26 protein-coding genes are annotated in these 24,778 nt (G+C 72.3%); 13 read left to right on the top strand and 13 right to left on the bottom strand.

All coding sequences use genetic code 11. The features are described from left to right. Positions 1–191: 191 nt before the first annotated feature. Positions 192–536: an STAS domain-containing protein gene (locus tag ACW69E_RS20770; RefSeq protein WP_457499780.1), complete on the top strand. Its 345-nt coding sequence runs from the start codon at positions 192–194 to the stop codon at positions 534–536. Between the two features lie 221 nt (positions 537–757). Next, a complete protein-coding gene (locus ACW69E_RS20765; RefSeq protein ID WP_457499779.1) occupies positions 758–1,372 on the top strand; it encodes a hypothetical protein in 615 nt (204 codons plus the stop codon). Between the two features lie 75 nt (positions 1,373–1,447). Here ACW69E_RS20765 and ACW69E_RS20760 read toward each other — a convergent pair whose 3' ends face one another. Together ACW69E_RS20760 and ACW69E_RS20755 are read right to left on the bottom strand one after the other, a co-directional pair. After that, on the bottom strand, positions 1,448–2,419 hold the full coding sequence (locus tag ACW69E_RS20760; RefSeq protein WP_457499778.1) for a pyridoxal-phosphate dependent enzyme: 972 nt from the start codon (positions 2,417–2,419) through the stop codon (positions 1,448–1,450). A 60-nt stretch (positions 2,420–2,479) separates the two neighbouring features. After that, positions 2,480–3,100 carry an L-threonylcarbamoyladenylate synthase gene (locus ACW69E_RS20755; protein WP_457499777.1) on the bottom strand — a complete coding sequence of 207 codons (621 nt, stop codon included), beginning with the start codon at positions 3,098–3,100 and terminating at the stop codon, positions 2,480–2,482. A gap of 138 nt (positions 3,101–3,238) precedes the next feature. Here ACW69E_RS20755 and ACW69E_RS20750 point away from each other — a divergent pair, with 138 nt between their 5' ends. Together ACW69E_RS20750 and ACW69E_RS20745 are read left to right on the top strand one after the other, a co-directional pair. Further along, the gene (locus ACW69E_RS20750) at positions 3,239–4,249 is read left to right on the top strand and encodes an ATP-binding cassette domain-containing protein (protein WP_457499776.1); all 1,011 of its coding nucleotides are present in this window, start codon (positions 3,239–3,241) and stop codon (positions 4,247–4,249) included. Next, positions 4,246–5,055 (top strand): ABC transporter permease, encoded by an 810-nt coding sequence (locus ACW69E_RS20745; protein ID WP_457499775.1) that lies wholly within the window; start codon positions 4,246–4,248, stop codon positions 5,053–5,055. The genes ACW69E_RS20750 and ACW69E_RS20745 overlap by 4 nt, the downstream gene beginning before the upstream one ends. Positions 5,056–5,132: 77 nt before the next feature. Here ACW69E_RS20745 and ACW69E_RS20740 read toward each other — a convergent pair whose 3' ends face one another. Continuing rightward, positions 5,133–5,273 carry a DUF6126 family protein gene (locus ACW69E_RS20740; RefSeq protein WP_165869437.1) on the bottom strand — a complete coding sequence of 47 codons (141 nt, stop codon included), beginning with the start codon at positions 5,271–5,273 and terminating at the stop codon, positions 5,133–5,135. A gap of 61 nt (positions 5,274–5,334) precedes the next feature. Then, positions 5,335–5,934, bottom strand: coding sequence for a helix-turn-helix domain-containing protein (locus tag ACW69E_RS20735; protein ID WP_457499774.1), 600 nt, complete (start codon positions 5,932–5,934; stop codon positions 5,335–5,337). A 382-nt stretch (positions 5,935–6,316) separates the two neighbouring features. Between ACW69E_RS20735 and ACW69E_RS20730 the strand changes: the two genes are divergently transcribed. Continuing rightward, complete coding sequence (locus ACW69E_RS20730) at positions 6,317–6,712, top strand: BlaI/MecI/CopY family transcriptional regulator (protein ID WP_457499773.1); 396 nt, start codon at positions 6,317–6,319, stop codon at positions 6,710–6,712. Positions 6,713–6,719: 7 nt separating this feature from the next. Next, positions 6,720–7,661, top strand: coding sequence for a M56 family metallopeptidase (locus tag ACW69E_RS20725; protein ID WP_457499772.1), 942 nt, complete (start codon positions 6,720–6,722; stop codon positions 7,659–7,661). Between the two features lie 67 nt (positions 7,662–7,728). Here the strand turns inward: ACW69E_RS20725 and ACW69E_RS20720 are convergent, their stop codons facing one another. After that, positions 7,729–8,715 carry a sporulation protein gene (locus ACW69E_RS20720; RefSeq protein WP_457499771.1) on the bottom strand — a complete coding sequence of 329 codons (987 nt, stop codon included), beginning with the start codon at positions 8,713–8,715 and terminating at the stop codon, positions 7,729–7,731. 101 nt (positions 8,716–8,816) lie between these two features. Then, positions 8,817–9,038, bottom strand: coding sequence for a hypothetical protein (locus tag ACW69E_RS20715; RefSeq protein WP_457499770.1), 222 nt, complete (start codon positions 9,036–9,038; stop codon positions 8,817–8,819). Positions 9,039–9,539: 501 nt separating this feature from the next. On the opposite strand from ACW69E_RS20715, the gene ACW69E_RS20710 reads away from it, so the two are divergent. From ACW69E_RS20710 to glgC, 4 genes are all read left to right on the top strand, one after another. After that, on the top strand, positions 9,540–10,574 hold the full coding sequence (locus ACW69E_RS20710; RefSeq protein ID WP_457499783.1) for a sodium:calcium antiporter: 1,035 nt from the start codon (positions 9,540–9,542) through the stop codon (positions 10,572–10,574). A gap of 195 nt (positions 10,575–10,769) precedes the next feature. Continuing rightward, the gene (gene bla, locus ACW69E_RS20705) at positions 10,770–11,711 is read left to right on the top strand and encodes a class A beta-lactamase (RefSeq protein ID WP_457499769.1); all 942 of its coding nucleotides are present in this window, start codon (positions 10,770–10,772) and stop codon (positions 11,709–11,711) included. Positions 11,712–11,958: 247 nt separating this feature from the next. Next, the gene (locus ACW69E_RS20700) at positions 11,959–12,330 is read left to right on the top strand and encodes an ASCH domain-containing protein (protein ID WP_457499768.1); all 372 of its coding nucleotides are present in this window, start codon (positions 11,959–11,961) and stop codon (positions 12,328–12,330) included. Positions 12,331–12,575: 245 nt separating this feature from the next. Continuing rightward, complete coding sequence (gene glgC, locus ACW69E_RS20695) at positions 12,576–13,796, top strand: glucose-1-phosphate adenylyltransferase (RefSeq protein WP_457499767.1); 1,221 nt, start codon at positions 12,576–12,578, stop codon at positions 13,794–13,796. Positions 13,797–13,852: 56 nt separating this feature from the next. Here the strand turns inward: glgC and ACW69E_RS20690 are convergent, their stop codons facing one another. Continuing rightward, the gene (locus ACW69E_RS20690) at positions 13,853–15,595 is read right to left on the bottom strand and encodes a cellulase family glycosylhydrolase (RefSeq protein WP_457499766.1); all 1,743 of its coding nucleotides are present in this window, start codon (positions 15,593–15,595) and stop codon (positions 13,853–13,855) included. Positions 15,596–16,190: 595 nt separating this feature from the next. Here ACW69E_RS20690 and ACW69E_RS20685 point away from each other — a divergent pair. Next, the gene (locus ACW69E_RS20685; RefSeq protein WP_457499765.1) at positions 16,191–16,976 is read left to right on the top strand and encodes a rod shape-determining protein; all 786 of its coding nucleotides are present in this window, start codon (positions 16,191–16,193) and stop codon (positions 16,974–16,976) included. An 89-nt stretch (positions 16,977–17,065) separates the two neighbouring features. On the opposite strand, the gene ACW69E_RS20680 is transcribed toward ACW69E_RS20685, so the two are convergent. Next, on the bottom strand, positions 17,066–17,269 hold the full coding sequence (locus ACW69E_RS20680) for a cold-shock protein (protein WP_093658049.1): 204 nt from the start codon (positions 17,267–17,269) through the stop codon (positions 17,066–17,068). A gap of 377 nt (positions 17,270–17,646) precedes the next feature. Between ACW69E_RS20680 and ACW69E_RS20675 the strand changes: the two genes are divergently transcribed. Further along, a complete protein-coding gene (locus ACW69E_RS20675; RefSeq protein ID WP_237879688.1) occupies positions 17,647–19,092 on the top strand; it encodes a glyceraldehyde-3-phosphate dehydrogenase in 1,446 nt (481 codons plus the stop codon). Between the two features lie 96 nt (positions 19,093–19,188). Here ACW69E_RS20675 and ACW69E_RS20670 read toward each other — a convergent pair whose 3' ends face one another. Further along, complete coding sequence (locus ACW69E_RS20670; protein ID WP_457499764.1) at positions 19,189–20,145, bottom strand: DsbA family protein; 957 nt, start codon at positions 20,143–20,145, stop codon at positions 19,189–19,191. A gap of 166 nt (positions 20,146–20,311) precedes the next feature. On the opposite strand from ACW69E_RS20670, the gene ACW69E_RS20665 reads away from it, so the two are divergent. Further along, positions 20,312–20,923, top strand: a complete 612-nt coding sequence (locus ACW69E_RS20665; protein WP_457499763.1) for a TetR/AcrR family transcriptional regulator — start codon at positions 20,312–20,314, stop codon at positions 20,921–20,923. A gap of 43 nt (positions 20,924–20,966) precedes the next feature. Here ACW69E_RS20665 and ACW69E_RS20660 read toward each other — a convergent pair whose 3' ends face one another. The 4 genes from ACW69E_RS20660 to ACW69E_RS20645 are packed head-to-tail and all read right to left on the bottom strand — an operon-like array spanning position 20,967 to position 24,699. Beyond that, positions 20,967–22,385, bottom strand: coding sequence for an FAD-dependent oxidoreductase (locus tag ACW69E_RS20660; RefSeq protein WP_457499762.1), 1,419 nt, complete (start codon positions 22,383–22,385; stop codon positions 20,967–20,969). Then, on the bottom strand, positions 22,369–23,568 hold the full coding sequence (locus tag ACW69E_RS20655) for a DUF6545 domain-containing protein (protein WP_457499761.1): 1,200 nt from the start codon (positions 23,566–23,568) through the stop codon (positions 22,369–22,371). Before ACW69E_RS20655 ends, ACW69E_RS20660 begins: the two co-directional genes overlap by 17 nt. A 1-nt stretch (position 23,569) precedes the next feature. Beyond that, a complete protein-coding gene (locus ACW69E_RS20650; RefSeq protein WP_457499760.1) occupies positions 23,570–24,124 on the bottom strand; it encodes a hypothetical protein in 555 nt (184 codons plus the stop codon). Then, the gene (locus tag ACW69E_RS20645) at positions 24,121–24,699 is read right to left on the bottom strand and encodes a helix-turn-helix domain-containing protein (protein WP_457499759.1); all 579 of its coding nucleotides are present in this window, start codon (positions 24,697–24,699) and stop codon (positions 24,121–24,123) included. The genes ACW69E_RS20650 and ACW69E_RS20645 overlap by 4 nt, the downstream gene beginning before the upstream one ends. Positions 24,700–24,778: the final 79 nt, after the last annotated feature.

Genomic DNA, 24,778 nt, shown 5'->3' with positions numbered 1-24,778 from the left:
CGGACAGCCCGCTCCCGTCGCACGGGACGCAGGGGCCTGACGCCGCACACGCCTTCCCCGGCAGCGGGGGGCGCGCTCGCTCCTGCCCGGTCCGGCGGCCGCCGGACCGGGCAGGAGCGGTGGTGAGAGGCTGGAGGGAGGACGGACACAGGCGCGCAACCACCGCCGGCCGGCATACGGAGGAGGTCGCCATGGCATACGAGCCGCAACCCACCGCACGGGCACACCGCCCGGTCCTGGCGATCACCGAGGCCGGGAGCCGTCGCACCGTGCTCGCCTTCTCCGGCCGGCTGGACTCCGGAACACTCGGTGAACTGGAGGAGCTGCTCGCGGACCCGCGGCTGCTCGGCGCCCACGAGGTCGTGCTGGAGATGGACGGCCTGGACCACATCGACCTGGCATGCGCCTACGCCCTGCTCCGCGCGGTCACCGGACGGCCGGAGAACGCCGTGCTGACCATCCGCGGAGCGGACCGGACCGTCCTGCGGACCCTGCACGACGCCGGCCTGGACGCGGTCGCGGTGATCGAGGAGTGACAGCGGGCGCCGGTGCCCGGACGCGCCCGGGCACCGGCGCCCCGGACGAGGACGCCTACGCGGGCCGCGGAGCGAACGGGGCGGTCCCGCCCTTTCCCCTCCTGCGGCGGCCGCCGATCTTTACGGGCCGGGAGAGGAGCGCTACCGTCGGCCTCGCCTCTGTCAGCCCGACGCCGCCCGCTGGAGTCCCCATGCGCCGAACCGTGCTCGCAGCGGTTCTGATGTCCTTATCCCTGTCCCTCACCGGTTGCGGTGCGGGGGACGAGCCTGCGCCTTCGGCCGCCCCCGACCCCTCCGCCTCGGCGACCGCCGGGCCCTCGCGGGCGGCGTCCGCCGGGCCGTCGGCGGTACCGGCCGGGAAGACCTTCACCTGGCCGAACGGCCTGGAGGCGACGGCGACGGTACTGGGACGGCTGCGTCCGGCCGACCGCACCGACGTCCAGGGCGGCTCGGTGGACGGGAAGCGGCTGGCCGGGGCCCGCGAGAAGCTGCTGGGGCAGAGCGGCGAGCCGCTGGGGCTGCGCGTGAAGCTGACCAACAACGGCGACGCACCCCTCGACCTGGACGCGGTGGAGGTCCAGTGGGTGGGGGTCGAGGTGGGCGGCATGGCCGAGAGGGCCGACGCCGACGGCGGTTTCGAGGGCGAACTGGCGCCGGGTGAGAGCGCGACGGAACTGAGCGCCTGGGCCGTGCCCGACATCGTGGCCGTCGGCTACCAGGTACTCGTATGGCCCGAGGGCGCCCGCAACGGCGCGGCCGGGCAGTTCTCCGGCGCCGTGCCGGGAGCATCCCTCCGCCCGCCGCAGGGCGATGACCACGACCACTCCGGCCACTGAGCCGGGCGGGTCTCGCCGCGGGCCGGCCGGCCCGCGGCGAGACCCGGAGCACGGGGGGCCGGGTCCCCGGGACGGTCAATCCCCGAGGAGTTCGGCGAAGCGCTGCGCGCCGACGTTGCCGCCGGAGACGATGACGCCGATACGGCGCGGGAGAGGGTCCGGGCGCCCGGCGAGCACGGCCGCCAGGGCGGCGGCGCCGCTGGGCTCGACGACCGTTTTCAGCCGTTCGAAGGCCAGCCGCATCGCCTCGCGGATCCGGTCGTCGTCCACCGGAACGATCTCGTCGACCAGTCGGCGGTTGACGGAGAAGGTCAGCTCCCCGGGTGTCTCCGCGGCCAGACCGTCGGCGATGGTGCGCGGCACGGGGATCGAGACACGTCCCCCCGCCTCCAGCGAACGCCTGGTGTCGTCCCCGGCCTCCGGCTCGACGCCGATCACCCGGATCCCGGGCAGCAGCCCCTTGGCGGCCGTGGCGCTGCCGGCGATCAGCCCGCCTCCGCCGACCGGGGCCACCAGGGCGTCGAGCTCACCCACCTCCTCGATCAGTTCCAGCGCGGCGGTGCCCTGGCCGGCGATGATGTGCGGGTGCTCGTAGGGCGGGATCAGCGTCAGCCCGCGCTCGGCGGCCAGCGCCTCGCCCAGGGCGACCCGGTCGCCGGTGTAGCGGTCGTAGGTGACGATCTCCGCTCCGTATCCGGCGGTGGCCTCCAGCTTGGAGCGGGGGGTGTCCTCGGGCATCAGGATCACCGCGGTGGTGCCCAGCTCACGCGCGGCCAGGGCGACGGCCTGTGCGTGGTTGCCCGATGAGTAGGCGGCGATGCCCCGGGCCAGTTGCCCGGACGACAGACGTGAGGCGGCGTTGTAGGCGCCGCGGAACTTGAAGGCCCCGGCGCGCTGGAGGTTCTCGCACTTGAGGAAGACCTCCGCGCCGGCGAGGGAGTCCAGGGTGCGTGAGCGCAGCACGGGGGTGCGGTGGGCGACGCCCTCGATCCGCGCCGCGGCGTCGCGGACGTCCTCCAGCGTGACCGGAGGGGTGGTGCTCGTCATGTCGGTGCTTCCGTCAGGGGTGTCGGGGACAGGGAACCGGGGGACGGGGCGTCGGCCCGGTTACTCGAACCGGGAGGTGTCGCCTGCTCCCCGGCGCACGATCTCCGCCTCGCCCCCGGAGAAGTCGACGACCGTGGTCGGTTCGGTGCCGCAGTCGCCCGAGTCCAGCACGGCGTCGACCACGTGGTCGAGCCGCTCCTTGATCTCCCAGCCCTGCGTCAGCGGCTCCTCCTCGCCGGGCAGGAGCAGGGTGCTGGACAGCAGCGGCTCGCCGAGCTCGTCGAGCAGGGCCCGGGTGACGACATGGTCGGGGATGCGGACCCCCACCGTCTTCTTCTTCGGGTGCAGCAGCTGGCGCGGCACCTCCTTCGTCGCGGGAAGGATGAAGGTGTAGCTGCCGGGCGTGGCCGCCTTGATCGCCCGGAACACGTCGTTGTCGATGCGCACGAACCGGCTCATCTGCGCGAAGTCCCGGCACACCAGGGTGAAGTGGTGGCGGTCGTCGAGATTCCTGATCGACCTGATCCGGGCGATGCCGTCGCGATTGCCCAGCCGGCACCCCAGCGCGAAGCAGGAGTCCGTGGGGTACGCGACGAGCCCGCCGGACCGGATGCCGTCCACCACGGTGCCGATGGTGCGCTGCTGGGGGTTGTCGGGGTGCACGTCGAAATACCTCGCCATCCCGCCGACCCTACGCGATCGGGCCACCGCGAGGTTTGTCAGTGGCGTGCGTCACAGTTGTCCATAGGGCCGCTCCCCGGGGCGGGGGCCGGGACGCGGCACCCGAACGCGACCTCGGTTCGAGGAGGCGAACCCCTTATGGCACGCGCGTACGCGATCCAGGCCGAGGGCCTGGCCAAACGCTTCAAGGACACCAGGGCACTGGACGGCGTGGACCTGGAGGCCCGCACCGGGACGGTGCTGGGGCTGCTCGGGCCGAACGGAGCGGGCAAGACCACCGCCGTGCGGATCTTCGCCACCCTGCTCCAGCCGGACGCGGGGCGGGCCGAGGTCGCCGGCCACGACGTGGTGCGCGAAGCGGGGGTCGTGCGCTCCCTGGTCGGTCTGACCGGCCAGTACGCGGCGGTCGACGAGAACCTCACCGGCACGGAGAACCTGCTGCTGATCGGACGGCTGCTGGGGATCCCCAGGCACGAGGCGAAGGCACGGGCGGCCGAGCTGCTGGAGCGCTTCGGGCTGACGGAGGCGTCCGGGCGAGCGGTGAAGACGTTCTCGGGAGGCATGAGGCGCAGGCTGGACCTGGCGGCGAGCCTGGTGGGCCGGCCCAGCATCCTCTTCCTCGACGAGCCGACGACCGGACTCGACCCGCGCAGCCGCGGGGAGCTGTGGGACATGCTGCGCGGCCTGGTCGCCGAGGGCGTGACCGCGCTGCTGACCACGCAGTACCTGAACGAGGCGGATCTGCTCGCCGACCGGATCGTGGTGATCGACAAGGGCAGGGTCATCGCCGAGGGCACCCCCGACGAGCTGAAGTCGCAGGTGGGCGGCCAGGTGCTCCAGGTGCGGCCGGTGCGGGAGGGCGACCTGGCGGCCGCGCACACCCTGGTGGCGCGGGCGGCCGGGCCCCAGACCCGGATCGAGGGAGAGGCGGTCACGGCGCCGGTCGGCGATCCGGAGCTGATGCCCGCGGTGGTCCGCAGCCTGGACGGAGCCGGTATCGCGGTCGGCGAGCTGATGCTGCGCCGCTCTTCGCTGGACGAGGTCTTCCTCGCGCTGACCGGCCACCGTGCCGGGCCGCACGCAGGGCGGCGGGCGGCGGACGCCCGGGCCGGGGAGCGGAACGAGGAGAGGATGGTGAGCGCGTCATGACCGCCACGACAGCCGGCGCTCCCGTCGCGGCCGGCGGCAGGGTCCGCCCGGGCGCCGGGTTGCGGCAGACCGCCACCATGGCGTGGCGCAGCCTGGTCGCCATCAAGCACAACCCGCTCGAACTCGTCGACTACAGCATCACGCCGATCATGTTCGTCTTCCTCTTCACCTATGTGCTCGGTGGCCAGATGGCCGGGTCGCCCGATGCCTACCTGACGTACGCGCTGCCGGGGATCATCGTCCAGAACACCCTGTTCATGACCACCTACACGGCGCTGGCCCTCAACACCGACCTCACCAAGGGCGTCTTCGACCGGCTGCGCAGCCTGCCGATAGCCCGTTCCGCCCCGCTGATCGGCCGGATCACGGCCGACCTGGCCAAGCACGTGTGGGCGATGCTGCTGATGATCGCCCTCGGCCTGGCGCTCGGCTTCCGCGTCACCGGCGGCTTCGGCGGCTTCCTGGCGGGCGCGCTGCTGCTCGTGGTCTTCGCGGCGGCGGTGTCCTGGTGCGCGGTGCTGATCGGCATGCTGGCGGGCGACGCGGAGAAGGTCCAGGCGTTCGGCTTCACCCTGATCTTCCCCATCACCTTCACCAGCAGCGCCTTCGTCATCGTCGACACCATGCCCGGCTGGCTCCAGGCATGGGCGGACGTCAACCCGGTCACCCATCTGTCGGACGCGTACCGCGGTCTGCTGCTGGGCGGCGAGGTGGGCCGGCCGCTGCTGTGGTCGCTGGTCTGGGCGGTGGGGATAGCGGCGGTCTTCTACCCGCTGGCGATGAGGGCCTACCGGGCCAAGACCTGAGGGGGGCGGTCTTGCCCGTCCGGTGCCGGTGCGCGGCCGAAAGCGGCCGCGCACCGGCACCGCGAAGGCGGGAGGGGTTACTCGCCCCCGAGCGTGAACAGCAGGTAGAGGAAGAACGCGAAGACGTGACCCGCGACTATGTAGGCGAACAGGCGGAGAACGAGTCCGCGGGGAAAGCGGCCGTCGCCGCGCTCGACGCCGGTGTCTTCACTCGGCATGGGTGTCACCTTCCGGATGTCGCGATGAGTCGGTGTGCCGCCGGGCGTCTCGCCGGACGGGTCATCCCCCGCCGCCCAGGCACAGATCGCCGACATTGCTCCGCAGCAGTGTGTGGACGAAGAGGAGGTCGGCCCCCTCCGGGGGGACGGCGGTGATCCGGTGGGGCGTCAGGCTGTCGTAGTGGGCCGAGTCGCCGGGGCCGAGAAGGTGCTCGTCGCTTCCCAGAGCGAGGCGGAGGCGACCGGTGAGAACATGCAGCCACTCCTCCCCGGCGTGGGCGCGGACCAGGTCGTTCTGGGCGTCCGGGGGGATGTGCACACGCAGTGCCTGCATGGCCCGCCGTGATCCGCCGGCCTGCCGGTAGACCCAGCCGCCGGCCTCGACCGGTTCCACCTGCCCGGTCCGGATGACCGGGTCCCTGTCGGGGGGAGCCTCGCCCAGCAGGTCCGCGACCGTGGTGCCGTAGGTCCGGGCGAGGGCCAGCAGGAGCGGCAGCGACGGCTGGCGCTGCCCGGTCTCCAGACGGGACAGGTGCGCCGGGGACAGGTCGAGCCGCTCGGCGGCGGCCTCCAGGGTGAGTCCGCCCCGCCTGCGCAGCTCGCGCAGGCGGGGCGCGACACCGGGCAGGTCCATGCCCGTGTCGGGAGTTCTTTGGCCCATGCGTTCATTGAGCCATGTTTGTGCCCGTGAGGCAACTTCTTTGCCCGAAAGGCAAGAATGAACGGCTCGAAAGCGGCTTTCCGCTCTGATCTTCGGCCCGGGAAGGGAGGCGCGCCACCGCGGGGACTCCCGCGGCCCTGTCCGCCTCGCCTCTCGGCCCGGAAGGGTTCGCAGGAACCCGGACAGGATGGTGTCGTAGGCGGCGGGGTTCTCCGTGCCGGGTGGCGGGCCGTGCCCTCGATGGTCCCGGCACGGCCGCCGGGGACCTCCGGGCCCAACGGCGGCGCGGAGACTTCGGAAGTGCCGATCCGGCCACCGCTCGCCTACGATGTACGGCTGGCCCGGCCGGGTGACGGGGGCATGGCTGGAAGGAGACGTCAGGGTGGACCAGGAGAGGGCCGGGCGACCCCGTGTGCGCCGGCGCGGCCAGGGCGAGCTGGAGGTGCAGGTGCTGTCGGCGCTGCGCCAGGCACCGGGGCCGGTGGACACCGCCTGGGTGAGGGAGCGGCTCGGCGGTGATCTGGCGTACACCACCGTGATCACCATTCTGACCCGACTGCTGGCCAAGGGCGCGGTGGTGCGGGAGAAGGCGGGACGCTCGTTCGTGTGGTCGCCCACGGCGGACGAGGCGGGGCTGGCGGCGCTGCGCATGCGGCGGGTGCTGGACGGGGAGAGTGACCGTCAGGCGGTGCTGGCGAGTTTTGTGACCTCCCTGCCGCCGGGAGACGAGCGGCTGCTGCGGGAGCTGCTGGAGCGGGCCGAAGAGCCGGGGGAATGAGGCGGTTGTGGGGGTCTTCGTCTTCCTGCCGCTGGTGCTGCCGCTGACGGCCTGGCCGATCGCGCGCCTGGCCGAGCAGCATCTGCACCCGCGCACCGCCACGGTGCTGCTGTCGGCCGCGGCCGGTGTGCTGGCGGTGTGCAGCACGGTGTGCCTGGTGCTGCTGATGGTGGTGGGCACGGCGCAGCTGCCGGGCAACCCGCTGCCGGACGGCTGGTCGGACGAGGAGGTGCGCGAGGCGGTCCCCTACGACGAGGTCGCGGGCCGGGCGGCCATCCCCGCACTGCTGGCGGTCCTGGCGGCCTGCGCGCGGACGCTGTGGGTGCACCGCCGGGTGCGGCGCCGGGCGGTACGGGCGCTGACGGGCGCGCGCGGCCACTCGGTGGCGGTGCTGCCCGACGGCGAGCCGTACGCGTACGCGCTTCCCCCGGGCCGGGGCCGGCGGGGACGGGTGGTGGTGTCCACGGCGATGCTGTCGTGCCTGGGGGGCGGGGAGCGGCGGGCGCTGTTCGCGCACGAACGGGCGCATCTGGCCGGCCGGCACCACCGGTTTCTGCTGGTGGTGCACCTGGCCGCGCGGGCGAACCCCTTCCTGCGGCCGCTGCGGACGGCGGTGTCCTACACCACGGAGCGGTGGGCGGACGAGGAGGCGGCGGAGGCGGTCGGCAGCCGGCGGGTGGTGGCCCGGGCGGTGGGCAGGGCCGCGCTGGTCTCCCGCGGCACCGGACCGGCCGCGGCGCTCGCCCGTTTCGCTGCGGCCGGTCCGGTACCGCGGCGGGTGGCCGCCCTGCTGGAACCCGCTCCGGCGGTGCGCAGCTGGCCGCCGGTGTTCACCACGGCGGGGCTGGCGGCCTGGACGGCCGCGGCGGGAACGACCGTCTCGGCGCTGTCGTCGGCGAACTCCGCCGTCACCCTCTTCCTCGTGCTCAAGGCGGCCACCCCGCTGTAGGCGGCCGGGAGCGGCGGCGGGGGAGTCCGGGCCGTGCACCACCGCGGCCCGGACACAGACCTGCGGGTCAGCCCTCGTCGCCCTCGTCCTCGTCCTCGAAGGCGTCGCCGATCTCGTCGACGACCTCGGCCGCGATCATCCCGCCGGCGACGCCGACCGCGAGCCCGGCCGCGCCCGCGGCGACGGCGGTGCCCATGCCGGGACCGGAGCGGTGGCCGTCGTGGTGTCCACCGTGGTGGTGGCCGTAGGGGTCGGCGTGGCCGTACCCGCCATGCGCCCCGTGCGCGGCGCGGTGCTCGACGAGCTGTCCGATCCAGCCGTCCACCTCGGTGTTCCAGTCGCGGACGTCCTGGTGACCGACGGCGAACCGGGTGAGGGCGTCGTGCCCGCCGGAGAACAGGCCGCCGCGCTTGTCGGCCTCCAGCACCACCTCCATGCCGCCGGGGTGGGCCAGGAAGGTCACCTCGATCTCGTTGACCGCGTGCGCGTACTGCGGAGCGGGGGTGAGCTCGATCTCCTGGTAGAAGGGCAGGGTCTGGCCGGTGCCGTGGATGCGGCCGTACTCCAGGTCGGCGGACTTGAAGCCGAACCCGAGCTGCCCCAGCGCCTGCAGGACCGCCTCCTGCGCGGGCAGCGGGCCGACCGTCAGCGGGTCGAGGTCGCCCTTGTCCTTCGCGCCGGCCACGGCCAGCTCGGTGCGCACCCCGAGGACGATGCCCAGAGGCTGGCCGTACAGCTCGGTGACCGGGGTCTCCCACGGCAGCGTCACGGTGAACGGAACGGCGCGCTCCTCACCCTCGGCCAGGCGGAAGCCGCCGGCCACGGTGAAACGCTCGAAGACGATCCCGCCCTCGGACTCGCCCTCCCCGTGCTCGACCTCGACGCGGGCGATCAGTTCCAGGGTGATGTGCTCGATGTCGAAGTCGGCGCTGCCGCCCTTGAGATGCACCTGCCCGGACAGTGGGCCACCCGGCAGGGCCGCGCCCGGGTCCAGGACCGTGTCCACCGTGGGGCCGCCCACACCGAGCGAGCCGAGCAGCCGTTTGAACACCATCGCGGCGTTCTCCTTTACGTGTGCGTGTGTCTGTGCGTGTGAGGGCGCGCGGCGCCGCGGCGGAGGCTTTGCCGTGCGCGGCGCCGCGCGGCCCTTCGGGGTTACTTGGCGGTGGTGTCCAGCGCGGCCAGCGCCTGGGCCCAGCGGACGTACTTCAGCTTGGCCAGGTCGGCCACGGTCTTCACGCCGAACGCCTCGTCCAGCAGTTCGCCGTCGCGGTCGGAGACACCCTTCAGGGCGGAGACGGGCGCCTGGAGTATCTCCGGCAGGGCCTTGTCCGCCCACGCCTTGTCCAGCACCTTGTCCAGGTCGATCGAAGCCACGTACGCCCTCCCAGGCTGACGGTGTGTGAGTGAGGTGCGGGTGCGGGCAAAGCGGCGTCCGAAGACGCGCCGACGGACGCGGAACGCCACGCCCTTCGCCCGGAACCGTGACGGCCGGTCCGTGCGTTGACCGATCGGCCCTGCGGTCCGGCCCCCGAGTCGTGGACCGCCGCGGTCCGTCCCGGCGGAACGCGCGGGCAGCGGGCGGCGCACACGACCTCCTCCTGTTTTCTACATGACTGTAGAAGGATAGAGGGTGCGGGCGCCCGCTCGGGGCGCGCTGAGGTGACCGGAGCGGGAAAGGCCGAAAACGGCCCCCTGAACAGGCGTCACCCCTCCCGTCCGCCCACCGCTCACCCCTCACGGCGCCGTCGCCGTCCCGGGGAGCGGGTGAGGAGCAGACAGAAGTCACCGCCGTATTCGGCCACTTCCGATGGTCTGCTCATCGGCGCTCCGGGCATGCGGCAGAGGACCGTGACGCCTGTGACGAGGAGAGTGGAGATGCTCGCGGCCTGGACCGGATCGTGGAGCCTGGGCTGGAGTATCGCGATCTTCCTGGCGGCCGCGGCCGTCACCGTGGTGTGCAGCGTCCGGCTCGCGGCGTTGGGCGACACCCTCGCCGACCGGACGGGCTGGGGCGAGGCGCTGTTCGGCGCGGTCTTCTTCGGACTGATCACCTCCCTGTCCGGCATCGTGATGACGGCGGTCAGCGCGGTGGACGGTCAGCCCACCCTGGCGTACGGCAACGCGGTGGGCGGCATCGCGGCACAGACCCTGGCGGTGGTGGTCGCCGACGCCTCCTACCGGAAGGTCAACCTGGAGCACGCCGCGGCGTCCCTGCCCAACGTGCTGTTCGGCTGCCTGCTCATCGCCCTGCTCGGCCTGGCTCTGATGGCCTCCTTCGGTCCCGAGGCCACGGTGCTGGGAGTGCACCCGGCCTCACTGGTGCTGGCGGCCTTCTACTGGGGCGGGATACGGCTGATCCGTGATCAGGACGAGCCGATGTGGCGGGCGGTCCGCACCCGTGAGACCGTCCCGGACACGCCGGACGAGGAGCGTTTCGCCGGGCGGGGCAGCCGCGGTCTGTGGGGGGAGTTCCTGGCGGTCGCGGGCGCGGTCGCGCTGGGCGGCTGGGCCGTGGCCCGGGCGGCCGGGAGCCTGCTGGAGGTGACGGGGATGAACGCGGGTTTCGTCGGTGCGGTCCTGATGGGCGGGGTCAACGCGCTGCCGGAGACGGTGACGGCGGTCGCGGCGGTACGGCGCGGGGCGGTGACCCTGGCGATAGCGGCCATCGTGGGCGGCAACTGCCTGGACGTGCTCAACCTCGCCATCGGCGACCTCTTCTTCCGCGGCGGCTCCCTCTACCATGCGGCCGGCGCCGACCAGCTCTTCCTCACCGGCGCCGCCCTGCTGATGACCACCGTGCTGCTGAGCGGCATGCTGGTGCGGCAGAAGCGCGGCTGGCTGCGGCTCGGATTCGACGGCATCGTGCTGCTCGCCGTCTATCTGGGAAGCGTGGCCACCCTCGCCCTCTGACAGGACGGCCCCGGGCGGTACGCAACGCCCGCGCGGCCTTCCGCACCACGGCCTGCCCCTGTGCCGGTTCGGCGCGGGACGGCCCGGGACGGCGCGTCAGCGCACCGGGCCGCAGGGCCTTCCACCACAATGGGGCGCCGCATCGTCCCCTTCCGTCACACACCCCGTGGACGGGACGCACAGGAGGTCCGGCCCATGCGACGCATCCAAGCCCGGCGCACCCTCGGCGTGCTCACCGCGCTCGCCCTCGTTCCGCTCGCCGCGTGCGGACCGGACGCGTCCCCGGCCGCGCCGTCCCCGCCGGCCGCGGACGCGAAGCCGGGCGTGACGGCGGAAACGACCGCGGCCGCCAAGCCCTTCGTCCGCGACCTGGAGGAACTGGAGCGCGAGTTCGACGCACGGCTGGGCGTCTACGCCGTGGACACCGGAACCGGACGCGAGGTGGCCTACAACGACGGCGAACGCTTCGCCTACGCCTCCACGTTCAAGGCACTGGCCGCCGGCGCCGTGCTGCTGAAGCACTCGCCGGACGGAATGGAGAAGGTGATCGAGTACTCCGAGGACGACCTGATCGCCCACTCCCCGGTGACCGAGAAGCACGTCCGGACCGGGATGACCCTGCGTGAGCTGTGCGAGGCCGCCGTCCGCTTCAGCGACAACACCGCGGCCAACCTGCTGTTCGACGCGGTGGGCGGCCCCAGGGGGCTGGACGCCGTGCTGGAGGAGATCGGTGACGACGTCACCCGGATGGAACGGCGGGAGCCGGAGCTGAGCCGCTGGGCCCCGGGTGAGACGCGGGACACGAGCACGCCGCGCGCGTTCGCCGGGAACCTGCGCGCGTTCGTCCTCGGCGACGTCCTCGGCGAGGGCGAACGCGCGCAGCTCGCGAAGTGGCTGCGGACCAACGTCACCGGAGCAGGACTGATCAGGGCGGGCATGCCCGAGGACTGGGTGGTCGGCGACAAGACCGGGACCGGCAGTGGTTACGGAGTGCGCAACAACATCGCCGTGGTGTGGCCGCCCGACACAGCTCCCATCGTCGTGGCGATCATGTCGAGCCGCGAAGAGGAGGACGCCGCCCACGACGACGAACTGATCGCGAAAGCGGCGGCGGTGGTCGCCGAAACGCTGGCGTGACGGCGGACGGTCAGGCGGCCCGGCGGGAGGCCGGACGCCCGCCGCCGTCACCCGCCGCCATTACCCGAGGTCCTCACCCGCCTCGTTGTCGGCGGGCGGCACGCTCGAGGACCGCGCGGACCGGGTCGGTGGAACCCGGGGCGCCCCGGCCCGCCCCGGCCGGGCCGGGGCGTACGATCACCTGAGGACGCCGCGCGGGGCGGCGGTGAGACGAGGTGGTGGACCGATGTGGCCCCGGGTGGACGGTATGCGTGCTCTGGAGCTGGGCACCCCGGGGGAGCTGCGGACCCGCCTGAACGCTCTCGTCCTCGCGGGGGCGAAAACCGCCACGACCGGTCTGCTCCAGGAGTACGCGCAGGAGACGGAGGGCCTGGAGTACGGGGGTGAGCGGCTGGCGCTGCTGGACGACCACGGCCGGCGCGTCGCCACCGTCGAGATCACCGGTGTCGAGGTCAAGCCCTTCGGCGAGGTGACCTGGGAGCACGCCGCCGCCGAGGGTGAGGGGGACGCCTCCCTCGAGGAGTGGCGCGAGGGCCACCGCCGGTTCTGGGAGCGCATCGGCACCCCGGTCACCGACCGCACCCCCGTGGCCTGCCTGGCCTTCCGGCTCGTGGGGTAGAGCCGACGGGCCCGGCACGCGATCGGGAGATCGACTTTCGCAACCGCGCCGGGTGAGCGACCCTGGAACAGGACGTCCGAGGGTGAAGGGCCGCATGAGGGCGGGCCCGGCCGCCGCGGGGTTCCCGCCGGGCGTCCGCGGCGGTGCGGGCGCCCGTGCCGAGACCCTCGCCCGCGGAGCCGAAGCGGCTCACCGGCCTCGCAGACGTGCGGCCCGGGCGGAGCGGAGGCGAGAGAGGAGCTGCGATGCGACGCGGCGGACCTTCGGTGCTGGGAATCGTGCTGGCCGGCGGGGCGGGCAAGCGGCTGATGCCGCTCACGGCCGACCGGGCCAAGCCCGCGGTCGTCTTCGGCGGGACGTACCGCCTGGTCGACTTCGTGCTGTCCAACCTGGTCAACGGCGACATCCTGCGGATCTGCGTCCTGACCCAGTACAAGTCGCACTCGCTGGACCGGCACATCACCACCACCTGGCGGATGTCGAGCCTGCTGGGCAACTACGTCACGCCCGTGCCCGCCCAGCAACGTCTCGGCCCTCACTGGTACCTGGGCAGCGCCGACGCCATCCTCCAGTCGCTGAACCTGGTCCAGGACGAGCGCCCCGACCACATCGCGGTCTTCGGCGCCGACCACGTCTACCGCATGGACCCGCGGCAGATGCTGCGGCAGCACATCGACGGCGGCGCCGGGGTCACCGTCGCCGGCATCCGGGTGCCGCGCGCGGAGTCCTCCGCCTTCGGCGTCATCAAACCCGGCCCGGACGGCCGGACGATCGAGAGCTTCCTGGAGAAGCCCACCGATCCGCCGGGCCTGGAGGACGACCCCGACTCCGTCCTCGCCTCCATGGGCAACTACGTCTTCACCACCAGGGCACTGGTGGAGTCCCTCTTCAAGGACGCCGAGGACGAGAACTCCGCGCACGACATGGGCGGCTCCATCCTGCCCATCCTCACCGGGAGCGGCGAGGCGCAGCTGTACGACTTCAACACCAACCACGTGCCCGGCGAGACCGCCCGCGACCAGGGGTACTGGCGCGACGTGGGCACCCTCGACGCGTACTACGACGCCCACATGGACCTGATCGCCGAGCGCCCGGCCTTCAACCTGTACAACCGCGACTGGCCGGTCTACACCCACTCCTCCCAGCTCTCGCCCGCCCGCTTCAACGCCGGGGGCATCGCGGGGGAGTCCATCGTCAGCGCGGGCTGCCTGATCCGCGGCCAGGTGACCCGCTCGGTCCTCTCGCCGGGTGTGGTGGTCGAGGACGGAGCGGTCGTGCAGGACTGCGTCCTCCACGACAACGTGCGCGTGGGGCGCGGTGCGATCGTCAGGGGCGCGATCCTGGACAAGCACATAGAGGTGCCGCCCGGCGCCGCGGTCGGGGTCGACGAGCGAAGCGACCGGGAGCTGTACTCCGTCTCGGAGAACGGCGTGGTGGCCCTGGGCAAGGGGCAGCGCGTTCTGTGAGAGGCGCGCCGCCCCGGCCCCGGGCGCGAACCCGCCCGGGGCCGGGGCGGTGACGGTCAGGCTGTGGTGCCGGTGACCGAGCTCCCGGACCTGGTGACGTGGTAGGTCACCTTCACCCCGCTCCAGTAGTGGAAGGTGAGCGTCACACGGGCGCCGTCCCTGACCTCGGCGAAGAAGTCGGACGTCAGGATGGTGGCGCCGCCCGCGTAGTCGGGTGCGAACGCGCGGTCGAACTCCTTGTAGGGCGTCCAGCCGTGGGGGCCGGCGTTGGTGCCGTCGGCGTATCTGGCCTCCATCGTGGCGAGCCTGTCGCCGCGGAAGTCGGTGGGAACGGCGAAGGAGTCCGTCGTGCCGGCCGCGTCGCGCAGGACGGGCGTGTCGTGGGTGATCAGGTCGATCCTCCAGGGCACGCCGCGGGAGAACCGCGCGTGCAGCACAGCGTTGGTGCCGTAGGCCCGGGAACCGCTCAGCCGGGTGAGCGCGGCGGCGGTGATGGTGAGGCGGTCGCCCCGGACGGTGTAGTCCCTGCCGCGCACCAGATCGGCGGAGCCGTGGCGCAGTCCGGCGAAGGAGGTGCCGTTGAGGTTCAGGGTGAGCGTCTTGTCGGTGACGGCCTCGCCGCGGGCGCTGAAGACCTGGTCCGAGGAGGCCGTGCCCGACCGGGTCCTCCAGCTGGACCTGATCTGGGCGAACAGCTCCGGGTCGTTCCAGCGGAAGTCGGTGCGCCGGAAGTGCTGGCCGTTGTCCCACAGCATCGTGGTGATGTTCCTGACGCGGGCGTGGTACCCGAGGTATTCGAAGAACTTCAGCTTCTCGCCCTGCTGGATGGTGCCGGTGTGCCGGTCGAAGCCCAGCAGGCCGTACTCGCCGAGGATCACCGGGACGCCCCGGGCCACGAAGGTGTCGTGGACGCGGTCGAACGCATCGGTCAGGTCCTTCTGCGCGGTGGCGTCGAAGCGCGTGCCGCCCGCCACGTTCACGCTGAAGGGCCAGTAACCGTAGTAGTGCACGGTCGCGGCGACGCGGGGGTCGTCGAGGGCGTCGATGGTGTCGGCCAGTTCGTCCACCCTTGCCTGCTCGGCCGAGGTGTGCAGGGTCGGCAGGACGAGCAGGCGGTCGGCGTTGCCGCCGCCGGACTGGCGCACGATGCGGTGGAACGAGGTGTTGAGCTGGTCCAGCAGCTCCGCGTTCCGGGCGTCGTCCTGGCCGCCGTTGAACTGCGGTTCGTTGACGCTTTCGAACACCAGCCTGGACGGGTGGTCCCGGAAGGTGTCGGCCAGCTGCTCCCAGATGGCGTTGTAGCGGGCGAGCACGCCGGCGCGGTCGGCCGGCATGTCCGCGATCCACTGCCAGGAGTCGTGATGAATGTTGATCATGACATGGAATCCGTCGGCCAGCGCCCAGTCGACGACCTCCTCGACGCGGTCGAGGTATTCCGCCTCAAGGGCGTGGTCCGGCGCCGGGCCCTGATGCCGGCTCCATGTCACGGGAATTCGAATGCTGTTGAACCCCTGAGCCCTGACATTGTCGAGCAGTGTCTCGGTGATACGGGGATTTCCCCATGACGTCTCGTCGTCGCCGGTGGCATCGAGGGAGTTTCCGAGATTCCAGCCGGGCTGCATCGCGGCGACCTGGGACATCGCCGCGCTCGGGGCGCGCTTTCCGTGGCCGGTGGCGGACGCCGCCCGGGCGTCGCCGGTGGCCAGCACGCTCAGCCCGGCGAGCAGCGTGACCATGCCGCTCGCCAGCAGGCCGGCCCACCGGCCGGTCCTCCCCGATCTGTCGAGTAAACCGGACATCGCACTCCTTGCGTTCACATGGCGGGGTGGCGGGAAAAGAGGGCCGAGTGCGGTCGCTTTCACCCGCAGCGGCCCGCGGGAATACCGCTTGGTCGTTGATGCTGGCAGCGGCGGATCAACGGCGCAAGGGCCGGTGTGCGGGGCCGGAGAAAAATCCCTCCAGCAATATGGACTTCCGGGCAGGAATCCAGACGTTCGACCACCGGTGTTCGACACGTGGTGAATCATCGAATGGAATTCGACGGCCGGGGCGGGAAGGCGGCCCCGGCCGGAACCGCGCCCCGGCGCGAACACCGGAAGCCTCCGGCGGAGCGGGACACGCCGGTCACACCGGCCCCCGGCGCCCGGAGCGGGCCGGCTGCACACCGCCGCCCGGCGGAAATGGGGCCTGCCCCCGATATCCGGGGGCGGGTTCTCCGGTCAGGATCGGGGGCAACGGCCGGCGGCACGCCGCGGCAGCGCCGTACCGGCATCTGCCCGACGCAGGCCGGGTTCCGTTTCCCGTGTGCCCCGCGGGGGGTGTGGAAGGTGAGGTCGTGAACCACCAGGTCGCCGGCAGTGGTGCGGTTCTGTCCACAAGCCGGGGGACGCAACGGTGAGCGGCTCCGGATCCACGATGCTCTCCGCCCACCGCTTCCCCGCCTGGCCGGTGTGCCGAAGATGCCCGGGAATCGCCATCGACCTGGGCAGCGCCCGTACCCGGGCCTGGCCGCAGGGCCGCCGCAGCGTCATCGACGCGCCCACCGTCACCTTCCCGGGCAGGGGGCCGGCCCATCCCGTCCAGCGGGGCACCATCGTCGACGCCGACGGCACCGGCCGGCTGCTGGAGCGCCTGCTGGGCGGCCGCACCCCCCGCCCGGCCCGCCCGGTGGTCGCCATCACCACCCCGGTCCTCAGCGACCGGCGCCACCACGCCGCCGCGGTCGAGGCACTGGAAGTGCTGCGGCCCCGCACGGTGCTGTCCGTCGAGAGCGTCAGGGCCATCGCACTGGGGGTGCGCGCGGATCTGTCCCGTCCGCTGCTGGTGATGGACGTCGGAGCGCACATCACCGAGGTGGCCCTGCTGGTCGACGGTGTCGTGAGCGCCGCGCGCAGGACCGCCCTGGGCACCAGCGACCTCGATGCGACCCCCTCGCGAGAGCTTGCGGCCCAGACCGTCGCGATGGTCACCGGCATGCTGCACGGCAGCCGCGTGCCGCACCTCGCCGACGCGCTGGAACGCGGCCCGCTGGTGGGCGGCGGGGGCGCCCTGCGGCCGGAGGTGACCTACCAGCTCTCCGTGCGGCTCAACACCTGTGTACGACCCGCTCCCCAGCCACACATCGCGGCACTGCGCGGAGCCGCCGAGGCACTGCGTTCCACCCACTCGCACCACCGCTGAAAGGGGCCGGAGGGGGACAGCCCTCCGGGAACGGGCCGGGCCCGGCACCCCCGGAGCGGGGACGCCGGGCCCGCGGGGGCGCGCCGGGGTCAGGCGGGGCGGATGTTCTCCGCCTGCGGGCCCTTCTGGCCCTGGGTGACGTCGAACTCGACCTTCTGGCCCTCGTGCAGCTCGCGGTAGCCCTGGGCCGCGATGTTGGAGTAGTGGGCGAAGACGTCGGGGCCGCCGCCCTCCTGCTCGATGAAGCCGAAGCCCTTCTCACTGTTGAACCATTTCACGGTGCCCTTGGCCATGACCGTCTCCTTCTCCTTGAGGGGACCGGACCCGCCTTGCGGGCCCGGGAGGTGATCGCCCTGGTCCGGAGGTGAGCTGAACAGCGAGAACGCCCGTGATCGTGACCACGGGCGAACGAGACTTCGGAACCACGACTGCTGTTCTCGACGCTACACCGCACGGTCGGCGGCCGCTACCGACGCGGCCGGGCGTGTCCCGACGGGCCGTACGGGCCGGCCGGCCGAACCGGCGGGAGCCGCCCCTCGCCGGGGCTGCCTTCCGTGGCTGCCGCGCTTCCGGCCGCCGTCGCCGCACCCCGCTGAGGGCGGTACCGGGTGAGTGATCAAAATAGAGGGTGCTTAACATATGAGCACCGCCTAGCTCGAAAGATGAACCTGTGACTACCACCGTGGACTCGTTCACCAACTGGAAGAACCGCGAGGAGATCGCGGAGTCGATGATCCCGATCATCGGGAAGCTGCACCGGGAGCGGGATGTCACGATCCTGCTCCACAGCCGCTCCCTGGTGAACAAGTCGGTGGTCAGCATCCTCAAGACCCACCGGTTCGCCCGGCAGATCGCCGGCGAGGAGCTCTCCGTCACCGAGACGCTGCCGTTCCTGCGCGCTCTCACCACGCTCGACCTCGGCCCCTCCCAGATCGACATCGGCATGCTCGCCGCGACCTACAGGGCCGACGGCCGAGGGCTGTCGGTGGAGGAGTTCACAGCCGAGGCCGTCGCCGGCGCCACGGGCGAGAACAAGATCAAGTGCCGCGAGCCGCGCGATGTGGTCCTCTACGGCTTCGGCCGCATCGGCCGCCTCCTCGCCCGTCTGCTCATCGAGAAGACCGGTTCCGGAAACGGCCTGCGGCTGCGCGCCATCGTCGTCCGCAAGGCCGCCGGCCAGGATCTGGTCAAGCGGGCCTCCCTGCTGCGCCGCGACTCCATCCACGGCCAGTTCCAGGGCACGATCACCGTCGACGAGGCGAACAACAAGATCATCGCCAACGGCAACGAGATCCAGGTCATCTACTCCGACGACCCGACGGCGGTGGACTACACCGCGTACGGCATCAAGAACGCCATCCTCATAGACAACACGGGCAGGTGGCGCGACCGGGAGGGCCTGTCCAAGCACCTGCGCCCCGGCGTCGACAAGGTCGTCCTGACCGCTCCGGGCAAGGGCGACGTCCCCAACATCGTCCACGGCGTCAACCACGAGACGATCAAGCCGGACGAGCGGATCCTGTCCTGCGCGTCCTGCACCACCAACGCGATCGTGCCGCCGCTGAAGGCGATGGCCGACGAGTACGGCGTCCTGCGCGGCCACGTCGAGACCGTCCACTCGTTCACCAACGACCAGAACCTGCTGGACAACTACCACAAGTCCGACCGCCGCGGCCGCTCGGCGCCGCTCAACATGGTCATCACCGAGACTGGTGCCGCCTCCGCCGTCGCCAAGGCGCTGCCCGACCTCGATGCGAAGATCACCGGCAGCTCGATCCGCGTCCCCGTGCCGGACGTCTCGATCGCGATCCTCAACCTGCAGCTCGCCCGCGAGACCACCCGTGAGGAGGTCCTCGACTACCTCCGCAACGTGTCGCTGACCTCGCCGCTCAAGCGCCAGATCGACTTCATCAGCGCCCCCGACGCGGTCTCCAGCGACTTCATCGGCTCGCGCAACGCCTCGATCGTCGACGCCGGCGCCACCAAGGTCGAGGGCGACAACGCGATCCTCTACCTGTGGTACGACAACGAGTTCGGCTACTCCTGCCAGGTCGTCCGCGTCGTGCAGCACGTCTCCGGGGTCGAGTACCCCACCTACCCCGCCCCGGCGGTCTGACCCCGGCGGTCCGGCCTCTGCGCCCCGCCCGCCCGCCCGCCGGCCCGGTGGCCCGGCGGGCGGGGCGCTTCGCACGGCGCCCGCCGGGCCGGACCCTCAGCCGTCCGCGGCGGCGGCCAGCCGCAGGTGGGGGCGGGCCTCCTCGTCGCGGCCCCGACGCTCCAGGGTGCGTCCGTACAGCATCCGTGCGTACATATCGCCCGGGAACTCCTCCACCAGCGACTCCAGGACGGCCCCGGCCCGGTTCAGCTGGGCGGAGGCGAAGTAGGCCCGGGCGGCCAGCAGCCGGACCCCGCGGTCCTCGCCGAACTCCTCCAGCAGCGGACGCAGCATCACCAGGGCTCCCAGCGGGTCGCGCTGGTCCATGAGCGACTCGGCCCACCGCATCCGCTCGGCCTCGGCGGGGACGGAGCGCTCGGGCGGGCCGTCGCGCAGGAAGTCCGCGATCGCTTCCGGCGGCTGTGCGCCCGCCAGCGCCCGGCCGCCGACGACGAGGGTGGGTGAGGTGCGCACCCCCCGGGCCCTGCCCTGGAGCAGCAGTTCGCGTACGAGGCCCTCGCCCGCCTCGCCCTCCAGCAGCCTCGCGCCGAGGGGGAAGCCGGCCGCCGCGGCCACTTCGCCGAGGACCGCCCGGTCGCCGATGTCCAGGCCCTCGACGAAGTTCGCTCGCATCACGCCCTCGGCCACGGCGTCCTGCACGGACGGGCCGCCGTGCTCGTGGGCCAGGGCGATCAGCCGGTGGGCGTCGTGGCTGCTGACACGCCACTTGGAGCCCCAGGGCGGCCCCAGGCCCTCGCGGGCGGCCACCTGGGGGATCCGCGCCCGGTTCCGCTCCGGGGTCAGCCCCGGCGCGCAGGCGCGCAGCGCCTCGTCCATGAGGGGGTCGCGCAGCGCCTCCTCCAGCGGAACGGCCCGGGCCGGAGCGGTCGGGTCGATCCGGAAGGGCCGCCAGACGACCTCCGCGTCGCTTCTGTCCGCCAGCGCCCGCTCCAGACGCCGCTTGCCGATGTACGCCCACGCGCAGACGACGTCTGCCCAGATCTCGATTCGCATGCCGCAAGGCTAGCCAACGGAAGTCATCTAAGCAACGAGTGTTGTTTAGATGGTTCCGGCCGTCCGGAACCGCCGCCCGGTGACCGGGTCCTGTGCGCGGGCCCGGTCACCGGGCGACACAAGTCGCTTAAGCGCCGCTTGTCGCTCGATCGATATGCTGGCGGGCATGCCGAAGCAGAGGACCCTCCCCGCCGACCGTGTGGACCCTCGTGTACTGCGGACCCGTGCTCTGCTGCGGGAGGCGGCGCTGGCGATCGCCGCGGAACGGGACGTCGAGTCCATGACCATCGCCGACATCGCGGAACGCGCCACGGTCAACCGCGCGACCGTCTACCAGCACTACCGTGACCGGGACGCCCTGCTTCTGGACGCCATGGAGGAGGAGGTCGGCCGGCTCGCCCGCGCGGCCGCCCGGTGCCCGCTCACACACCCGGCGCAGTGCGCCCCGGGCGAACTGGCGGACCTGTTCCGCCATGTGGGGGCGAACGCGACCCTGTACCGGCGGATGCTCGGCCCCGGGGGGTCCGCGCGCTTCGTCAACCGGCTCAGAGAACTGCTGGCCGGGGAGGTGGCGGCCCAGCTGAAGGCGGCCGGTGGCGGGGACGGGGGCGCGGCCGCTCCGCTCATGGAGCTGCGCGCCCATTACCTGGCCGGGGCGTTCGTCGGGGTGTTCACCCGGTGGGTCGCCATGCCCGGCAGGCCCACCGCCGAACAGGCCGCCGAGGAGGTGTGGGGGCTCCTGCGAGGGACGTCCCCCGGGGCCGCGGACCTGCCGTAGGCGCCCCTCGGCGGTGACACCGCCGGGGGCGTCCGGCGACCGGTCACTCCGAAGCGGTGACGGACGAGTCGGACAGGCCGGCGGCGGCCATCTCCTCCCCGGTGAGGGGAGGCCCGCCGAGTTTCGGGCGGCGGGGCCCGCGGAGCGCGGCGAGCAGAAGACGGGGAGCGGAGAGGGCGGATACCGGGCGCTCGAGGGAGGTGACGTCGGTGACGCGGTGGGCGACCCAGCCGTTGCCGGTCGCGGTGTGGAGCAGCCGGCTGACATAGGCGGACGCGACCCTGTCCCGGAGGGCGGGGCCGTGTTCGGTGGCTCCGGGGGAGAAGACGTCCTGGCCGACGGCCAGGTCCCATGCCGAGGAGGCCGGGCGTGCTGCGGCTTTCTGAATGCGGCGGGCCAGGCCGGGCTTCCAGCCGTGGTGTGTGACCGTGTCGCGCAGGGCGACCGCGCTCTGAGCGGCGACCGACATGCCGTGCCCGTAGACCGGGTTGTAGGCGGCCAGTGCGTCGCCGAGGACCGCGAACCCCTCGGGCAGGTGCCGGTCCCGCTCGTAGTAGATGCGCCGATTGGCGGTGCTGCGGGTGATGACCACATCGGACAGGGGCGTTGCGCCGGCTATCAGATGGCCGACGACAGGGTGACGCAGCCCCAGAGCGAACGGGACGAAGTCCTCCGCGTTGCCGGTGGGCTCGCCTCCTCGCGTGCCGGAGAGCGTCACCAGCCACCTTCCCCGCTCGATGGGGACGAGCGCGCCGGCCTGCCCCGGCCCGTCGCTGCGTGGATCAGCCTGGATGCTGAGCACCGGGAAACCGTTTCGGGCGGGTGCGGGAGCCTGGTAGAGGCGGCTGGCGTAGACGACGCCGGGGTCGATGGTGCGCTGGGCCGGGGCGGACAGGCCGAGGCCGGCCAGCCAGGTGGGGGCACGGGAGCCGCGGCCGGTGGCGTCGACGACCAGGTCGGCGGTGAGCCGCTCCTCGCTGCCGTCGGCCCGGCGGATGCGGACACCGGTGACCGTGCGCCGGTCGCCGACCAGGGCGAGGGCGTCGGTGTTCTCCTCGACGGTGATGCGGGGGTGGGGCAGGATCCGCTGCCGGACGACGGAGTCCAGCAGGGGGCGACTGCACAAGATCATGTAGTGCGACTCCTCCCAGCGGGGGAACCAGCCCCTTGGACTGAGAGCCACCATGTCGCGGGGAATCGGCACCCGGTGGGCGCCGTGCGCCCGCAGGGCGTCGACGGCTCCCGGCGTCAGGTCCTCGATCGCGCGGGCACCACCGGACCACAACAGGTGAACGTGCCGCCCCTGGGGCAGGCCTTTGCGGTGCTCGGGCCCTGCGGGCAGGGTGTCGCGCTCGATGACGGTGACACGGGCGTGGTCGGCCAGGGCGCGGGCCGCGAGGAGTCCGGTCAGGCCGCCGCCGCAGACGATCGCGGATCTCACCGGGTCAGAGGCTGTGCTCATGAGGCGGTGTACTTCCTGTGCCGACCGCGCACCGGCGGCGGATCGTTTCGATGGTCCCGGGCCGACACAGGGTGTCGGCGATCTCGTAGAGGTGGTTGAGGATTACCGAGGGGTCCAGGGGGGTGCGCTGGGGCGGGGAGTCCGCCCGAGCGGTGAAGGCTGAGACGAGGACCACCGCGCCTGCGATGCGGTCCGGGTCCTGACCCGAGGTGTCGTGGCGGGCGGCTTCCTCACGTGCTCTGGCCCAGAGGCCTTGGTCCAGGTGCGGTGCGGCTCTCATGATGCTGTCGCGGACGGTGGTGTCGCGGTGGGCCAGGGCGAGGTAGACGTCGGCCCGGTCAGGGACGGCGGAGCCGACCAGGGCGCCGGTCTCCTCCAGCAGCCGGTACAGGGGCTTCAGCCGGCGGTATGCGGCCCTGGCCTCCCGCCGTGCCCGGATGCCCTCGCCCACGTGAGGGACGAGGAAGCCGAAGCTGCCGATGACGGCGCTGACGGCCCCGGCCAGTGGAGCCGCCTTGGTGCTGAGCCAGTCCAGGTCGTGGCCGGTCCAGCGCGCCACGACCGCGGTGAGCTTGAGTCCGTCGAAGGCGAGGTTGGCCGCATAGGCGAGGGCGAGCAGGGCCAGCCCGGCCATCAGCCAGCCCTTCACCTCGTACTTGCCGGAGATCAGCCAGTTCCACAGCAGGACGGAGGTCACCAGGCAGGCGACGGCGTGGGCCACCAGATAGAGCAGGATCAGCTCACGCGCGTACGGGGTGGTGGCGTAATAGGTGTCGAAGTCACGGACTCGCTCGACGTCGACGTCCGCGAGCACGAACAGCGTCCACACCGCGATGACGACCGCCGCGTAGGGGAGGGTCATCCATCGCAGGGCGCGCCGGGCCTGCTCCATGCCGCGCTGCCACGCGAGGACCAACACCAGGCAGTAGAAGCTGAAGACGGTCAGGAGGGTGTAGACCCACGGCGCGGCCATGTTCGTGACACCGGTGACGTCGTTGACCCAGATGATCATTCCCGGTGCCGCGAACGTGCACACGCCTATGGCCATCAGCAGCACACCGCCGACTGCCCGCAGCAGCGGATTGGCCCAGAACCGTACCCGCGTCAGAACCTTCGCGCCCAGGGCGACGACGAGAGCTGCCGCCGACCACCGGTAGTCGAGGTAGTCGGTGAAGGAGTCCATCTCACCGCGGCCCGAGGGAGGTGTGCAGACGGCCCAGCAGTTCACCGGTCGGGCCGGGCTCCTGGGTGGTGTCATCGACCCAGGGCAGGAGAAGCCCCCCCAGCGTTATGCCGAAGGCCTCGGCGGCCTCCTCACACGGGTCCTGGGCGTGGGCGCGTGCGGAGGCATGCAGCACTGCCGGCACGTTGCGCAGGGCGCTCTCCAGGTCGCCGCCCCCCAGGAGCCGGGCTGCTGCCGTGGCACCCCCCATCTGGTGATGGGGTCCGCCGTCCTCCAGCAGATGCCCCAGCTCATGACCGGTGATGACCACCGACTGCACTCCGGTGGCCCGGCTGTCCACGAGAATCGTGTCGTGGTCATCGTGGACGATCGCGAGCCCGGTGACGGACGCGGGAAACTCTACGAACATCAAGTTGACGGGCCGCCTGCGCATCCGGCTCACCGAGTGGCACAACGCCTCGCACAACTGCCTGGAGGGCACCGGCCCGCTGAGCTGGCCGGTGACCGAGGCCGCGAGCTTCCTCACCGCCCGCCGCGCCTTGAGTTTCCTGGTCACGGGTTCTCCCTCTGCTCCTGGCCGAGCGCAAGCTGGACGATGGCGGCGATGCGGGTCTTCGCCTCCGGCGTGAAGTGAGTGTTGTGGCGGGTGTATACGTCCTCGATGCCGACACGTTCCATCAGTGAGACCAACGGGTCGGGTTCCTCCAGCCCGGCGACGACCGGCTCCAGTTCCCGGGCCAGGGCGTCCGGAGCGGCGTCGGTGAAGAACGTCAGCGGCACCCCGAAGTAGTCGGCCAGCGCGGCGAGATGCGGCACATTGGGGCACTTCCCGCCCTGGAGGAGGCTGCGGGCCCAGGCGCCGGTCACCCCCAGGCGGGCCGCCACCTCGCCGACGATGTCGGCCGGCCTCCTCACGCTCTCCTTCAGGAGCCGCTCGTACAGGAAGTTCACCCGCCGGGGAGCGGTCTCGCCCACCTTGCGCTCCCGCACCCTTCCGCCCCTCAGCAGGGTGCGGATCTCCCTGGTGCCGAGGCCGGTGGCGGCCGACAGCTCACCGAGGTCCAGGAGGTCGTCGCGGGCGAGTCCTCTGCTCTCCGACAGCGCGTCCGGGCGCTCCAGAACCTCGTTCAAGGGGTTGTGAGAGGCCGCGGTCACCATGCCCTCCGAACGGTCGTCACCCGATGGTAGTCCGAGACTACGGCCCGTGCCG

The sequence above is a fragment of the Streptomyces sp. SS8 genome (genome assembly GCF_054072955.1).
This window is presented reverse-complemented; position numbering and strand designations above follow the sequence as displayed.

Bases quoted from the DNA above. Each gene is read 5' to 3' on its own strand.
- ACW69E_RS20770 (WP_457499780.1), top strand. From the start codon at position 192: ATGGCATACGAGCCGCAACCCACCGCACGGGCACACCGCCCGGTCCTG.
- ACW69E_RS20765 (WP_457499779.1), top strand. From the start codon at position 758: ATGTCCTTATCCCTGTCCCTCACCGGTTGCGGTGCGGGGGACGAGCCT.
- ACW69E_RS20760 (WP_457499778.1), bottom strand. From the start codon at position 2,419: ATGACGAGCACCACCCCTCCGGTCACGCTGGAGGACGTCCGCGACGCC.
- ACW69E_RS20755 (WP_457499777.1), bottom strand. From the start codon at position 3,100: ATGGCGAGGTATTTCGACGTGCACCCCGACAACCCCCAGCAGCGCACC.
- ACW69E_RS20750 (WP_457499776.1), top strand. From the start codon at position 3,239: ATGGCACGCGCGTACGCGATCCAGGCCGAGGGCCTGGCCAAACGCTTC.
- ACW69E_RS20745 (WP_457499775.1), top strand. From the start codon at position 4,246: ATGACCGCCACGACAGCCGGCGCTCCCGTCGCGGCCGGCGGCAGGGTC.
- ACW69E_RS20740 (WP_165869437.1), bottom strand. From the start codon at position 5,273: ATGCCGAGTGAAGACACCGGCGTCGAGCGCGGCGACGGCCGCTTTCCC.
- ACW69E_RS20735 (WP_457499774.1), bottom strand. From the start codon at position 5,934: ATGGGCCAAAGAACTCCCGACACGGGCATGGACCTGCCCGGTGTCGCG.
- ACW69E_RS20720 (WP_457499771.1), bottom strand. From the start codon at position 8,715: ATGGTGTTCAAACGGCTGCTCGGCTCGCTCGGTGTGGGCGGCCCCACG.
- ACW69E_RS20710 (WP_457499783.1), top strand. From the start codon at position 9,540: ATGCTCGCGGCCTGGACCGGATCGTGGAGCCTGGGCTGGAGTATCGCG.
- bla (WP_457499769.1), top strand. From the start codon at position 10,770: ATGCGACGCATCCAAGCCCGGCGCACCCTCGGCGTGCTCACCGCGCTC.
- ACW69E_RS20700 (WP_457499768.1), top strand. From the start codon at position 11,959: ATGCGTGCTCTGGAGCTGGGCACCCCGGGGGAGCTGCGGACCCGCCTG.
- glgC (WP_457499767.1), top strand. From the start codon at position 12,576: ATGCGACGCGGCGGACCTTCGGTGCTGGGAATCGTGCTGGCCGGCGGG.
- ACW69E_RS20690 (WP_457499766.1), bottom strand. From the start codon at position 15,595: ATGTCCGGTTTACTCGACAGATCGGGGAGGACCGGCCGGTGGGCCGGC.
- ACW69E_RS20680 (WP_093658049.1), bottom strand. From the start codon at position 17,269: ATGGCCAAGGGCACCGTGAAATGGTTCAACAGTGAGAAGGGCTTCGGC.
- ACW69E_RS20670 (WP_457499764.1), bottom strand. From the start codon at position 20,145: ATGCGAATCGAGATCTGGGCAGACGTCGTCTGCGCGTGGGCGTACATC.
- ACW69E_RS20665 (WP_457499763.1), top strand. From the start codon at position 20,312: ATGCCGAAGCAGAGGACCCTCCCCGCCGACCGTGTGGACCCTCGTGTA.
- ACW69E_RS20660 (WP_457499762.1), bottom strand. From the start codon at position 22,385: ATGAGCACAGCCTCTGACCCGGTGAGATCCGCGATCGTCTGCGGCGGC.
- ACW69E_RS20655 (WP_457499761.1), bottom strand. From the start codon at position 23,568: ATGGACTCCTTCACCGACTACCTCGACTACCGGTGGTCGGCGGCAGCT.